Origin of the sequence: Arthrobacter sp. NPDC057388 (assembly GCF_042668165.1) — a bacterium.
Lineage (GTDB): Bacteria > Actinomycetota > Actinomycetes > Actinomycetales > Micrococcaceae > Arthrobacter.
In genome coordinates this window covers 16,207-29,661 of the sequence record NZ_JBHVBL010000015.1, presented here as the reverse complement: position 1 = coordinate 29,661, position 13,455 = coordinate 16,207, and the positions used below count along the sequence as shown (strand labels likewise).

Annotated in this window: 13 protein-coding genes; 7 read left to right on the top strand and 6 right to left on the bottom strand. The window is 67.3% G+C overall.

Features of this window, described 5'->3' with window-relative positions:
• Nucleotides 1-148: 148 nt before the first annotated feature.
• Entirely contained in the window at nt 149-973 is an 825-nt protein-coding gene (locus ACFUTU_RS09555) for an IclR family transcriptional regulator (protein WP_377963549.1), read from the bottom strand.
• Nucleotides 974-1,165: 192 nt separating this feature from the next.
• Here ACFUTU_RS09555 and ACFUTU_RS09550 point away from each other — a divergent pair, with 192 nt between their 5' ends.
• The 5 genes from ACFUTU_RS09550 to ACFUTU_RS09530 all read left to right on the top strand — a co-directional run bounded on the left by ACFUTU_RS09550 (nt 1,166) and on the right by ACFUTU_RS09530 (nt 5,394).
• Complete coding sequence (locus tag ACFUTU_RS09550) at nt 1,166-2,083, top strand: SDR family oxidoreductase (RefSeq protein WP_377963547.1); 918 nt, start codon at nt 1,166-1,168, stop codon at nt 2,081-2,083.
• Nucleotides 2,084-2,345: 262 nt separating this feature from the next.
• Nucleotides 2,346-3,863 (top strand): amino acid permease, encoded by a 1,518-nt coding sequence (locus ACFUTU_RS09545; RefSeq protein ID WP_377963545.1) that lies wholly within the window; start codon nt 2,346-2,348, stop codon nt 3,861-3,863.
• Between the two features lie 257 nt (nt 3,864-4,120).
• Nucleotides 4,121-4,375, top strand: a complete 255-nt coding sequence (locus ACFUTU_RS09540) for a hypothetical protein (protein WP_377963543.1) — start codon at nt 4,121-4,123, stop codon at nt 4,373-4,375.
• A gap of 46 nt (nt 4,376-4,421) precedes the next feature.
• Nucleotides 4,422-4,640, top strand: a complete 219-nt coding sequence (locus tag ACFUTU_RS09535) for a helix-turn-helix domain-containing protein (protein ID WP_377963541.1) — start codon at nt 4,422-4,424, stop codon at nt 4,638-4,640.
• 118 nt (nt 4,641-4,758) lie between these two features.
• Nucleotides 4,759-5,394, top strand: a complete 636-nt coding sequence (locus ACFUTU_RS09530) for a LysE family translocator (protein WP_377963539.1) — start codon at nt 4,759-4,761, stop codon at nt 5,392-5,394.
• A 15-nt stretch (nt 5,395-5,409) separates the two neighbouring features.
• Here the strand turns inward: ACFUTU_RS09530 and ACFUTU_RS09525 are convergent, their stop codons facing one another.
• Nucleotides 5,410-6,159, bottom strand: a complete 750-nt coding sequence (locus ACFUTU_RS09525; RefSeq protein WP_377963660.1) for a 3-hydroxybutyrate dehydrogenase — start codon at nt 6,157-6,159, stop codon at nt 5,410-5,412.
• A gap of 169 nt (nt 6,160-6,328) precedes the next feature.
• Between ACFUTU_RS09525 and ACFUTU_RS09520 the strand changes: the two genes are divergently transcribed.
• Nucleotides 6,329-7,246 carry a LysR family transcriptional regulator gene (locus ACFUTU_RS09520; protein ID WP_377963537.1) on the top strand — a complete coding sequence of 306 codons (918 nt, stop codon included), beginning with the start codon at nt 6,329-6,331 and terminating at the stop codon, nt 7,244-7,246.
• 47 nt (nt 7,247-7,293) lie between these two features.
• On the opposite strand, the gene ACFUTU_RS09515 is transcribed toward ACFUTU_RS09520, so the two are convergent.
• From ACFUTU_RS09515 to ACFUTU_RS09505, 3 genes are all read right to left on the bottom strand, one after another.
• Nucleotides 7,294-8,274, bottom strand: coding sequence for a spermidine synthase (locus ACFUTU_RS09515; protein ID WP_377963535.1), 981 nt, complete (start codon nt 8,272-8,274; stop codon nt 7,294-7,296).
• A gap of 64 nt (nt 8,275-8,338) precedes the next feature.
• Nucleotides 8,339-9,895: a D-glycero-beta-D-manno-heptose 1-phosphate adenylyltransferase gene (rfaE2, locus tag ACFUTU_RS09510; RefSeq protein ID WP_377963533.1), complete on the bottom strand. Its 1,557-nt coding sequence runs from the start codon at nt 9,893-9,895 to the stop codon at nt 8,339-8,341.
• Complete coding sequence (locus tag ACFUTU_RS09505) at nt 9,892-11,358, bottom strand: aldehyde dehydrogenase family protein (protein ID WP_377963531.1); 1,467 nt, start codon at nt 11,356-11,358, stop codon at nt 9,892-9,894. Before ACFUTU_RS09505 ends, rfaE2 begins: the two co-directional genes overlap by 4 nt.
• 204 nt (nt 11,359-11,562) lie before the next feature.
• Between ACFUTU_RS09505 and ACFUTU_RS09500 the strand changes: the two genes are divergently transcribed.
• Nucleotides 11,563-12,765: a glycosyltransferase family 9 protein gene (locus ACFUTU_RS09500; protein WP_377963529.1), complete on the top strand. Its 1,203-nt coding sequence runs from the start codon at nt 11,563-11,565 to the stop codon at nt 12,763-12,765.
• Here ACFUTU_RS09500 and ACFUTU_RS09495 read toward each other — a convergent pair.
• Nucleotides 12,731-13,432 (bottom strand): SDR family oxidoreductase, encoded by a 702-nt coding sequence (locus tag ACFUTU_RS09495; RefSeq protein WP_377963527.1) that lies wholly within the window; start codon nt 13,430-13,432, stop codon nt 12,731-12,733. The two genes, ACFUTU_RS09500 and ACFUTU_RS09495, sit on opposite strands and share 35 nt — an antisense overlap.
• Nucleotides 13,433-13,455: the final 23 nt, after the last annotated feature.

Sequence of the window (13,455 nt, the reverse complement as noted above, 5' to 3'; positions counted from 1 at the left end):
TCGTGTTGCGGGAAGTGGTGGATCATGCGGTGAGTTGCGGAATTCTTCGTTGAGCGGGAACTGCTTCTGTATCAACTAAAGCCCCTCCAGAGCGGGTCAAACAGGCGTTTCCGGGCGGTGCTGTCCGGAATCCCAGACCGCTCCGCGGCTATTTGGCGGGTCGGCCGTGGATGCGCACCGAGAGCTCGTCGGCGACCTTCTGCACCCGGGCCGCGAGCACCGGCCACTGGTCCTCCGGCAGTTTGTCCTCAAGGAACGTGACGGCGACGGCCGCCGTCGGCCATCCCAGGTGATCCGTGACGGCAGCGGCGATCGAGCCAAAGCCCGGTGTTACCTCGCCGTGTTCCGTGGCGTAGCCGCGCTGCCGCACCTGGTCCAGGTGCGAGGACAGGGCCGAGTACTTCATGATGGCGCCCTCGACCTCATGCCGGGCGGTGAACGCGGCGGCATTCGGATACAGGGCACGGACCTGGGACTTCGGCAGCGCGGCGAGGATGGCCCTGCCGCTGGCGGTGAGGTGGCTCGGCAGCCGGACACCGACGTCTGTCACCAGGGATGGCCGGTTCTTGGCGCGTTCCTCCACGATGTACAGCACGTCCCGGCCGTGCAGGACGGCGAGGTGCGCGCTTTCGCCGAGGACGTCAACGAGGGATGCCAGCATCGGCCGCCCCAGCCGGGACAGCGGCTCCTGCCGCGAGTAGGCGGAGCTGAGCTCGAAGGCGCTGATGCCGAGCCCGTAGCGCTGCTCCTCGTGCAGATGCAGGACAAAGCCGTTCGCCTCCATCACACCCAGGAGGTGGTAGACACTGGAGCGCGGCAGCCCCAGTGCCGTGGCAATGTTCGACGCCGCCATCGGCCCCCGCTTGGAAGCCAGCAGTTTGAGGATGCGCAGGGTGTGTTCCGCTGCCGGGACTTTTGCTTTGACCGCTGTTTCCGGCCGCTTTGCCGCCGTTGCGGTCATCATGCCTGACATATGCCCTCCAGGCGTCGTCGCTAAGTGTGGTTTTTAGGGTTCACCGGTCAGCTGTCCGGTATCCCGTACTTAAGCTTGCGCCAATTTCGTGGTTCGGAGCTGGCCACGGAACGTGCCTGTGTCTGGGATACCGGACATTAACCGTTACCCGCGATGATCCCGCTTTTCGGCGGCCAGGGGTAGCGTTTGGGCATGGAACTCCCGCTCAAGGGCAAGGTAGCCCTGGTCACCGGGGCCACCCGGGGCGCTGGACGCGGAACGGCAGTGGCACTGGGCGAGGCCGGCGCGGTGGTCTACTGCACCGGTCGTACGACCAAGAGCCAGTCGTCCGACTACCGCCGCCCGGAAAACATCGAAGAAACTGCAGCAATGGTGGGCGCGGCGGGCGGGACCGGCATCGCAATGGCCGTGGACCACCGCAACGCCGCTGAGGTCGCCGCGCTGGTTCGCCGCATCGACGACGAGCAGGGCCGGCTGGATGTCCTGGTAAATGACATTTGGGGCGGCGAGAACCTTATCCAGTGGAACATGCCTCTGTGGGAACACGACCTTGAGGGCGGGCTGCGCATGCTTCACGGCGCCGTCGATACACACCTGATCACGAGCCACTTCGCACTGCCGCTGCTGATCCGGAACCCTGGCGGACTGGTCGTGGAAATGACGGACGGCACCCGCGAATACAACGCGGAGCATTACCGGCTCTCCGTGTTTTACGACCTCGCCAAGTCGGCTGTCCTGCGGCTCGCCTTCAGCCAGGCCGAGGAGCTGCGGCCCTTCGGCTGCACGGCTGTGGCACTGACGCCGGGCTGGATGCGCTCGGAAATGATGCTCGAACACTACGGCGTGACCGAAGCGAATTGGCGCGGGGCGGCAGCAGCGAATCCGCATTTCGCGGCCATCTCGGAAAGCCCGCGCTTCGTGGGCCGGGCGGCCGCCGCCCTCGCCACCGACCCGGAGGTGCATGCTCGAACCGGCGGCTCGTTCTCATCCGGCGGCCTGGCACAGGAGTACGGTTTCACCGACATCGACGGCTCCCGCCCCGATTGCTGGCGTTACCTGGAAGAGGTCCAGGAGGCCGGGCTGCCCGCCGATGCCACGGGGTACCGCTGAGGTGGGCAGGGTCCAGCCGGGCGAGCTGGACGGGGACCCGTCCTCGGGGAAACAGAAGCGCGAACTGGCAGGTAACGCCCTCAAAACCGGGATTTGAAGGCATCACTTGCCAGTTCGTGCTCAGTGCCCCATCGCCGAGCGGACATTCTCAACCCGACAGTCTGAAATCAAAGACACCAACGGCCCGTGAGTCTCATCACAGCTCCCCCGGGCATGGTCTGCTGGATAACGATCCCCTCCCCAATGACGAGAAGGTATTGGCATGCAACAAGCCCAACCAACTGATGAAATCGCGCCTGAAAACGGGACCAGCACCCCCGGCGGAACCGCGCGCGCCGCAGGAAGAAGCGCCGCCGGAACCGCCGTCGAAAGCGTCCTCAACCGCGGCCTCAACGTCCGCCACATCCGCTTCATGGCGCTGGGCTCCGCCATCGGCACCGGCCTTTTCTACGGTTCGGCCTCGGCCATCCAGAAAGCCGGCCCGGCCGTTCTGTTCGCCTACATGATCGGCGGCGCCGCCGTGTTCATGGTGATGCGCGCCCTGGGGGAAATGGCCGTGCGGCACCCGGTCTCCGGCTCCTTCGGGCAGTACGCGAGCCGTTATCTTGGCCCGCTGGCAGGCTTCGTGACGGGCTGGACCTACGTCTTCGAAATGGCGATCGTGGCCATCGCCGACGTCACGGCATTCAGCATTTACATGGGATTCTGGTTCCCGTCCGTGGAACGGTGGGTCTGGATCCTGGCCATCATCTTCCTCCTCGCCGCACTGAACCTGCTGAGCGTCAAGGTGTTCGGCGAACTCGAATTCTGGTTCACGCTGGTCAAAGTGGCAGCCATTATTGCCATGATCGCCGGCGGCGCAGCCATGCTCGCGTTCGGCTTCCAGAACGGCGACGCCTCGGCCGCACCGGGACTGGGGAACCTGGTGGAGCACGGCGGCCTGTTCCCGAACGGCTTCGAGGGGCTCCTGGCCTCGTTCGCCGTCGTCATGTTCGCCTTCGGCGGGATCGAAACCATCGGCATCACGGCCGGTGAGGCAGCCGACCCCAAGAAGGTGATCCCGAAGGCCGTCAACACGGTGCCGGTCCGGGTCCTGCTCTTCTACGTGCTCACCCTCGGCGTGCTCATGAGCCTCTTCCCGTGGAACGAAATCGGCAGCAACGGCAGCCCGTTCGTCCAGATCTTCAGCGGCCTGGGCATCCCCGCGGCGCCCCACATCCTCAATGCAGTGGTGATCACCGCCGCGCTTTCGGCCATCAACAGCGACATCTTCGGCGCCGGACGGATCCTCTTCGGTTTGGCCAGGCAGGGGCACGCACCGCAAAGCTTCGGACGGGTATCGCGGCATGGCGTCCCCTGGATGACCGTGGTGATGATGGCCGGCATCCTGTTGGTGGGCGTGGTACTGAACGCGGTCATCCCCGAGGATGTCTTCCTGCTCATCGCCTCCATCGCAACGTTCGCCACGGTGTGGGTATGGGTCATGATCCTTGCTTCCCATGTGGCGATGAAGCGCGAGATCGCGCGCAACGGCCTGCCGGCGTCGGAGTTCCCGTCCCCGTGGTGGCCTGCAGCTTCCCTTCTCACCATTGGTTTCATGGCGCTGGTCATCGCGGTGCTTGGCTTTTTCGAGGACACCCGGGTGGCTCTCTATGTCGGAGCCGTGTGGCTGGGATTGCTGGTGGCCGCCTACCGGCTCTGGGTGAAAGGCAGCGGACGACGGCGGGCCCACCTTGAAGATGAGACCTCACCGCTGCCCGTGGTGGCCAAAACTGAGTAGCATTCCGGCCAAAATGGCGCGCCAGGCTGAAATCAGCAAAAACAAGTAGTAGAAATAGGAGAAGGCAGGTACTTAATCTTTGTTACCTGAGTGTCTGATGTGATAAATGAGGTAGTTGTTACTCCTGTGGCCCATGTGATTTCTTTCTACAGTGGACTGCACGGTGCCAGCCGGCTGGGGTTCTGACCCCGGATGATGAACCGGACCCGCGCCGCCAGTGATTCGACGATTGGTCACACTGTGAAGGAGTGGTCCTCATGTTGGAAATCCAGGCCGGGGCGCCGGCGCAGAATACTCATTCCGGGCGGTTGCCCGGCATCCTGGCCCAGACGCTGCACCGGGCGCGCACGGCTTCCGTTCCATACCGGGTCGGCGACGTTCTGGTGGGTGACGATCCGTTCAACGGCAGGCGCGAGGGAACCGTGGTGGTCAAGAACGGCCGGTCCATCGGAATCCGCTCTTCGGACCGGGTGTACTTCTACGACTACCGGCAACTGAGGCGGCCGGACTAGCGGGGCATCCCGCCAGTCCAGCCCGCCACCAACAGGAGCCGATCCCATGTCCATCGCCAACCTGCCTACTGCGTACCTCACTATCGCCGAGGTCGCCGCAGCCTTACGTCTGTCAAAGATGACCGTGTACCGGATGGTCCGGGCCGGAACGCTGGCGGCTGACCGGTTCGGCAAGTCCTACCGCGTGCCGGAGTCAGCTGTGGAGGAGTACATCCGGGCCTCAGGCAGCCCGGCCGCGGACGAGTCCCCGGGCCGGCAGGCCTGATGCACCGGCGGGTCTGAACCGGCAGCGGCCTGCAGCAATCTGTGCTGGCTTGCCCGGTTCGTGCCGGCTGGCGTGATTTCGTGCTGGCTGGCGCTGCCCGCCGGCGTTACGATCAGGCATGCTTCCGCTGCAGAACCTCCTGGCCTTTGCCTTGGTCTCCGCGCTGCTGATTGCCGTCCCCGGCCCAAGCGTGCTGTTCGTTATCGGACGGTCGCTGGCCCTGGGGCGGCGGGGCGGCCTGCTGAGTGTCCTTGGCAACGCGGCGGGAGAGCTCGTGCAGATCGCGGGGGTGGCCTTGGGACTCGGCGTGGTGCTGGCCGAGTCGGTATTGCTGTTCACAGTTGTGAAGTTCGCCGGCGCGGCCTACCTCATTTATCTGGGAATCCAGGCCGTGCTGCACCGCCGCGGCGGGCCTGCGGGCCCCGATCCGTCCCGCCCGGCGACCACCCGGCGGATCCTGCGTGAAGGCTTCATCGTCGGGGCCACGAACCCCAAGTCCGTGGTGTTCTTCGTGGCGGTCCTTCCCCAGTTCGTCGACCACGCTGCCGGCGCCATCCCGTTGCAACTTGCCCTGCTGGGTGCCACGTTCCTGGCCATCGCGCTGGTCTCGGACAGCATCTGGGCGCTGGCCGCGGGCACGGCCCGGCAGTGGTTTGCCCGTTCACCCCGCCGGGTGGCAGCTGTGACCACTACGGGCGGAGTGATGATGATCGGCCTCGGCGGCACCTTGGCGCTGACGGGTTCGAAGAGCTGACGGGCACCACCGTGGTTACCGGGCTGACCAGCCGCCGTCCATCGTGTAGCTGGCCCCGGTGACCATTCCGGCGGCGTCGGAGGAGAGCCAGGCAACCAGGGAGGCCACCTCCTCCGGCTCCACAAGGCGCTTCACCGCAGACTCTGTAAGCATCACCTTCGTCAGGACTTCCGATTCCGGAATCCCGTGGACACGCGCCTGGTCTGCAATCTGCTTCTCCACCAGCGGCGTGCGCACATAGCCGGGATTGATGCAATTGGAGGTGACGCCGTGTTCGCCGCCCTCAAGTGCCGTCACCTTGCTCAGCCCTTCAAGGCCGTGCTTCGCCGAGACATAAGCGCTCTTGAACGGGGATGCCCGCAGGCCGTGTACCGATGACAGGTTGATAATCCGCCCGAAGCCATTGGCGTACATGTGCGGCAGCGCGGCACGGATCAGCAGGAAAGGCGCCTCGAGCATGAGCGCCAGGATCCGCCGGAACGCCACGGGATCGAAGTCTTCGATGGGGCTGATGCGCTGGATGCCGGCGTTGTTCACCAGGATGTCGCAGTCCAGGCTCAGCGCTGCCAGCGAGTCAACGTCCAGGAGGTCGACTGCCCACGACGTGCCGCCCACTTCGTCGGCGAGAGCGGCCGCTCCGGCTTCATCGACGTCGGCCACCACCACCTTGGCTCCCCGGGCGGCCAGTTCCCGGACGCACGCCGCGCCGATGCCGCTGGCACCGCCCGTAACCAGCGCCTTGCGCCCGTTCAGGTTCTTTTCCATGTCCGGACCTTGTGCGTCCACAGTCTGCTCCTCCAAGTGTCCACGTTGACACGTGCCGCACGGTATCCACTTCCGGCACGTGCAGCACTTCCGATTCACCCGAGTATTCCTGCAGAGGCAGCGCGGTTCAATGACTAATCAGGCACTGGATTCGTGCAAAATTGCAGATATGGATGCCAATCCGGATGACCTGCTGGTGCTGCTCGCCGTCTCGCGCTCGGCGAAATTCACCACGGCAGCCCAGGTCCTGGGCCTGAACCACACAACGGTTTCACGCCGGATCGCCGCCCTCGAGAAAGCGCTGGGCGGCCGCGTTCTGGCACGCGCATCCGGGGGCTGGGAGCTGACCGAGCTTGGTGCCCAGGCAGTGCTGGTGGCCGAGCAGGTGGAGACGGCGGTGCGTGCGCTGGGACCCTCCGGCCGCCCGCCCGACCCGGTTGCCGGCGTCGTTCGCATGACGGCGACCGACGGCTTCAGCGCCTACATCGCCGCTCCTGCGGTGGCGCGGCTGAGGAGGGACCACCCGGGGCTCAGCGTGGAGATCGTCACCGTCACGCGCCGGGCGCTCCAGCAGCGCTCGGGGCTGGACATCGAAGTGGTGGTGGGCGAGCCGCAGGTGCACCGCGCCGAAGCGTTCCGGCTGGGCGAGTACGAGCTTGGGATGTACGCCTCCCGCTCGTACATCGAAGCCAACGGCATGCCCGAGTCCGTGGAGGCCCTGACCTCCCACCCGCTCGTGTACTTCGTGGACTCCATGCTGCAGGTGGACGATCTTGATGCGCCCCGGCGGCTGGTGCCGGCCATGCGGGACGGTGTCAGCTCCACCAACGTGTTCGTGCACGTCGAGGCCACCCGTGCCGGCGCCGGGGTGGGTTTCCTCCCCTGCTTCATGGCCGACCGGCACGCCGACCTGGTGCGTCTGCTGCCCGGAAAAATCGCCGAACGGCTGCCCTATTGGATGGTCCTGCGGCCCGATTCGATGCGCCGCCCGGCCGTCGCTGCCGTGGTGTCGGCCCTGCGCGAGCAGACCACCGCGCACCGGGAGTGGCTGCTGGGGCAGGGACGCGGCAGCTCAGCCGGTGAATGACGACGGCGGAGCCCCGACATAGTGGCGGGTAGGTGCCTGGTGGTGCGTCAGGGCTCCGTGGAGGTTGCCGCTTCCACACCGGGCGCAGTGTCTGTGCCTGGCCGGGGGTCGTGCCGAACCGCTGCTCCGGCGGCGAAGGCCCGCACTTTGGCGTCGTTCCAGATGTGCGCGGGCACGGCCCCGCCGAGGAGGCGGCGCGCGAGTTGGGGGTCGTCGTCAAACGGCTCGTCGCTGCCGGCCATCACCATGTTGCCGTAGCGGCGGCCCTTCAGCATGGCCGGGTCGGCGATGATGACGGTGTGTTCAAACGCGGCCGCGATGGTGGCGGCATCCTCCCGGGCATTCTTCAGGTCCGGCCCGTCCCCCGAATTCACCACGTAGATCCCGCCGGGGGCGAGCACCCGGCGGACGTGGGCATTGAACTCGGCTGTGGTCAGCGGAAAGGGGGTCACTGCTCCCGCGAACACATCCCGGATGACGAAGTCGCGGGTATCCGGGGTGAGGGTTTCCGTCACGGCACGGGCCTCCCCGACGCGCAGCCGCAGCAGCGGGGCCTTGGGCAGGTCGAACCAGGTCCGGACGTACTCCGCAAGCTTCCCGTCCAGTTCCACCACCACCTGCCGGGCGTCAGGATAGGCGGCATGGAAGTACCGCGCCAGCGAGCAGGCTCCACCGCCCAGATGCAGGCCCCGCAGCCGGGGCTTGGCCTCGGGCGCCCAGCGGGATTCGATGAGGGCGGACATCCAGCGCATGTACTCGAAGTCCAGGAACAGCGGATCGGCCAGATCGATGTGTGAGCTCATCACCCCGTTGATGCGCAGGAGCCATCCTGTGGAGTTGTCCTGGTCCGCGATGAGCTCGCAGTCGCCGGTGTCAATGTAGTAGACGCCCTCAACGGGGCCACCTGCCCGCCCTGCCCCCGGACGCGGCGCCCCGGGACGAGTTCCACCGGGAGCTTCCAGCACGGCGGAGGCAGCCGAACCTTTCCTGCCACCTGACTTTCCGCCCGGCTTGGTGCGCCGTGCCATCAGTTGTCCGCCGCTTCCGTCATGCCTTTAAGCCTAGTTGACCACAGCTGCCGAAACGCCCGGGCTACGCCTCGGCGACGGGCGCACCTTCGCCGTTGCGGATGCGCTGGACCATGGCGGTGGTGGAGCGTTCGGCCACGTAGTCGAGGATCGTCACCGTGCCGCCGTAGGCTTCCACGGCCTCGGTTTCAGCCAGCATTTCCGGTGTATAGTCCCCGCCTTTGGCATAGATTTCCGGCCGCAACTGTTCGATCAGGGGAATGGGCGTCGGGGTATCGAAAACTGTCACATAGTCCACGCAGCTCAGGGCAGCAATCACTGCGGCCCGGTCCGCCACGCTGTTGATGGGGCGGTCCGGCCCCTTGAGCCTTCGAACGGAATCGTCACTGTTGAGCGCCACCACCAGGATGTCGCCAAGCTGCTTGGCCTGGTTCAGGTAGCGTGTGTGCCCGCGGTGCAGCACGTCAAAGCAGCCGTTGGTCAGCACCACGCGCTGGCCGTCGCTGCGGTGCGCCCGGATGTGCCGTTCCAGTTCATCGGCCGCCAGGGCGGTGTCCGCGAAGCTTTCCAGGTAGCGGCCCAGCTCGTCCGTGCTGCAGACCGACGTTCCCGGCAGGTGGACCACCACGTCCGCTGCTGCCTGCGCCAGATCCAGGCTGGCCGTCAGAGGCAGGGACGCGGCCCGCGCGAGAGTCAGCGCCGCCACGAAGGTATCGCCGGCGCCGGAAGCCTGCTTTTCGGTGGCGGGTTTGGCCCAGGTCCGGTGCGGGTTGCCGGCAGCCGGAATCAGGACGGTCCCGTCCCGGTCCAGCGTGACCACGACGGCGCGTGCTCCGGTGGCCTGCAGCAGCTCGCCGCCGTGCCCGGTCACCACCGCCGCGCGCTCAGGGCCGGTGCCGAGCCGGAGGTCCAGCATCCTGGCGGCCTCCTGCGCGTTGGGCGTGACCAGGTCCGGCTGCAGCCCTGCCCAGGGACGGGGATCGTGGGCGTCCACCACCACCAGCGTGTCCTCCCCCCGCCGCGCAAGGGTCCCGATGAGCCGGCCGCGGACGGGTTCTGCAAGGACACCTGTTCCGTAGTCGCAGATCACCACCGCGTTCTGTTGTCCGACGGCGGCAGGAACAGCCGCTTCGAACGCCGCCAGGGCGGCGGGCGGAACAGTTGAAGCCGAGTCGTCGAAGCGCAGCAGGACCTGGCCGCCGCTGCTGATCCGGATCTTGGTGGTGGTGACCATGTCAGGGTGCTCGGTGAGCAGCGAGGTGTCCACACCGGCGGCATCCAGCTGCCGCCGCAGTTCCGTGCCGGCGGCGTCCGTCCCGACGATTCCGGCCACGCTGACCCGCGCACCAAGGGCAGCCAGGTTCATGGCCGTATTGGCGGCACCGCCGGGGGCGAAGTCCCGCCGGGCGATGTCCACCACGGGAGCCGGGGCCTCCCGGCACATCCTGTCGATCGTTCCGCTCCACCAGCCGTCGAGCATGAAGTCGCCCACCACGGTGATGGCCGGGGCCTCCTCGGCCAGCCGCTGCGGAAGCCACGCCGCAAGGCCGCGCTGTTCGGAAAGCTGCAGGCTGCCGTCATCCCCGGCGACGCCTCCGGCGCCGGGTACCGTGGCCGTCACGATTCTGCCCCGTTGGCTGATGCCGCCCCGGGCTGCGGAGTGCCGGCTGAAGGGCCAGTTGCCGGTGCCGCCGGCGGGGGCGCAGCAATGTGTACCACCTTGACCCGGGTGAATTCGTCCAGGAGCTCCGGTCCGTAGCCGAAACCGTGGCCGCTTTCGCCGCGGGGCTGGGCGGAGCCGCCCGGTGCGCCGCCAAATACCTCGTTGACCTTGACGGTCCCCACCGGCAGTGCAGCGATGGCCTGCTGGGCGTGGGCGATGCTGCCGGTCAGGACGGTGGCAGCCAGTCCGTAGCGGCCGGCGGCTGCAAGGGCGAGCCCCTCCTCGAAGCTGTCCACCACGCGCACCGGGGCCACCGGGCCGAACGTTTCCTCGGCCATCACATCCATGGTGTCGGTGCATTCCACGAGGACTGTGGCCGGGTAGAAGGCGCCCGGCCCGTCCGGAACCGAGCCGCCCTCCACAGCCCGTGCACCGAGTTGCAATGCCTCGGCCACGTGCCGGTCGACGGCGTCCCGCATCCGCGTGTCCACTAGCGGCGCGAGCCGGTGTTCGCGGTTCCGGTTCCGGGCTTCCCCCGCCAGTGCCTGGCAGAACTGTTCGGCTATGGACCGGTGGACATAGATGCGCTCCACCGAGGTGCAGATCTGTCCGCTGTTGCTGAAGGCCCCGATCGCCGCCTGCTCGGCAGCCCAGGCTGGATCCACGTCCGCATCGACCAGCAGCGGATCGTTGCCGCCGTTTTCCCTGATGACATGGGCTCCCGTCAGCACCGCTGCCCGCGCAATCCGCTCCCCCGTCTCGCTGGAACCGACGTGGGCGAACATGTCAACGCCGGGCTGCTGGGTGAGGAGGGTCCCGACGTCGGCCCCTCCGGACAGCGTGACCAGCACGTTGGGCGGAAATACCGGCGCCAGCGCCTCCCCCAGAAGTTTTCCCACGTGCGGGCACCGCTCGCTTGGCTTGTGGATCGCCGTGTTGCCGGTGACCAGGGCAGCACCGATGAGCCCGCAGGCAACCGCAACGGGATCGTTCCAGGGCGTCAGCAGGACGGCCACGCCCCGGGGCTCCGCCACGGTGTAATCCGCTGCCAGCGGGTTGCCGCGCAGGCTGTGGCCCCGGTGCAGTGGTCCGAGTTCGGCGTACTGCTCCAGCGTGGATACGCCTGCCGCTATACCGGCACGGGCCTCCTCCACCGGGCGGCCCGTTTCCCGGACGTTCAGTTCCGCCAGTTCTGCGGCAGCAGACTCGAGAGCCGCGGCGGCTTCCCGAAGCAACTTGCCCCGCTCCCCCGGTGGCGTGGCCGCCCAGGCCGGCTGGGCAGCGCGCGCAGCCGCCAGGGCTCCCGCCACATCCTCAGGTCCCGCAACGGAGACGCTGCCGACCGTTTCCCCGGTTCTGGGATCCAGGATGGTGAGCACGTCTTCGACGTGGGCCAGGTGGTTTGCGATGGTCGATTGCATGTGGCTCCTCACTGTGGATTGGCCTGCGGCTCCGGGGTGCCGTTTCACCCCTCTCTGACGTGATCCGTACCCGGGCGCCGGCGGGTTTACACCCGCCGGCGGCAGGAGTTTTCCGGGCTGGCAATGCAGGCCCGATGCATCGTAGGGTTGGCCCCACCAAACCCATCCCGACCTGAACTGTCCGGAGCCGAGAGGGCTGACCCCATGGAACTCTTCAACGCCGACTTCGGCGGAGCACGCATCACCGGCCACGGAATCGGCCCTGTCCTGGAAGCCTTCAGCGGCGTCTCGCGGATAGCCGTGCTGCGGGGCGGCGGCCTGGGCGACCTGATGTTCGCATTGCCCGCGGTCGCGGCCCTGAAGGCGGCCTACCCCGGGGCCAGCGTGACGCTGCTGGGCACGCCGGTACATGCGGAGCTGCTGTCGCAGACTGTGGGGCCCGTGGATGAGACCGTGATTCTGCCGTTTGCCGAAGGCGTCCGCCCGGGTCCGGAAGACGACGCCGAGGTGGAGCGGTTCTTCGCCGGGATGCGTGCCAGGAACTTTGACCTGGCCGTCCAGCTGCATGGCGGCGGCCGGTACTCGAATCCCTTCCTGCTCCGCCTCGGCGCCCGCCACACCGTGGGCACCCGGACCCCCGATGCGGTGCCGCTGGAGCGGACCGTACCCTACGTGTACTACCAGCACGAGCCGCTCCGGGCTCTTGAGGTGGCAGGGTTCGCCGGCGCCCCTCCCCGCGAACTTGAGGCCAGGCTGGAGGCCCTGCCGGAGTTCAGGCAGCAGCTTGCGCAGGACCTGGCCCTGGAAAGCGGCGCAGCCGCGAACGGACGTGTGCTGGTGATCCACCCGGGAGCGACGGATCCGCGCCGCCGCTGGCCGGCCGAGCGTTTCGCGGCGGTGGCGCGCAGGGCCGCCGACGACGGCTTCCGGGTGTACGTGGTGGGCGACAGCAGCGAAAAGGAACTGGCAGAGGCCGTGGTGGAGCTCGCCGTCGAACATTCCGCTGACGGCACGGCGGCCGGGTCCGGTGCAGCCCGGCCGGCCGTGGAGTCACTGGCCGGCAAACTCAGCCTCGGTGAGCTCGCCGCTCTGCTGGCGGGGAGCAGCGTGGTGGTCGCGAACGACAGTGGACCGCGACATCTGGCCCAGGCACTGGGGACGCCCACCGTAGGCGTCTACTGGGTGGGCAATGTCATCAACGCCGCACCGCTGGGCCGCAGCCTGCACCGGATCCACATGGGCTGGGCCACGCGCTGCGAGGTGTGCGGCGTTGATGTCACCCAGGTGGGGTGGACGGCTCCACGGTGTCCCCATGACGAGTCCACCGTGAAGGCCGTCGAACCCTCGGAGGTCTACGAGGATGTCCTCCAACTCACGGCCACGAGCCCTCTTCTTCGTGGCAAATAAGCATCTCGCGGACTTCGCAGCCGGTGGGCTGGGACAGTGCGAACAGGATTGCCTGGGCCACGTTGCCCGGGTCGTTGAGCCGTGAGTCGTCCTGCGGCTTGTACTGTTCGGCGCGGTCGTCGAAAAAGCGCGTCTTCATGCCTCCCGGAATCATGGTGGTCACGCCGATCTCGCCACCCGTTTCGGCGGCCAGCGAGTGGCTGAAGCCCACCACGCCGAATTTTGAGGCGCAGTAGGCGGTGGCCTCCGGCAGCGCACGCTTGCCCAGCGTGGACGCGATGGTGACAACACGGCCGCGGGACTCCTTGAGGTACGGAAGGGCTGCCCGTACGACGGACACGGTGCCCATCAGGTTGACGCCGATGACGCGTTCCCACTCTTCCGCGGCTACGTCCTCCAGCTTGCCGCAGCGGTCGATTCCGGCCGCGGTGACGACGGCGTCCAGGCCGTCAAGGGTTTCCGCCGCCTGCTTTACCGCCTCGGTCACCGCGATGCGGTCCGAGACGTCCACTTCAAAGGCCTTCGCCGCGGAGACGTTCCGGATGTCCCGGTCCAGTACCACCGGCGTTCCCCCGGCTTTCAGCACGGCATCGACGACGGCGGCCCCCAATCCGGAGGCACCGCCGGTTACCAGGACCCGGCCGGGCCGGAAAGTCGATTCAGTCATGGTGTTCCTTTCGCTTGGGACAA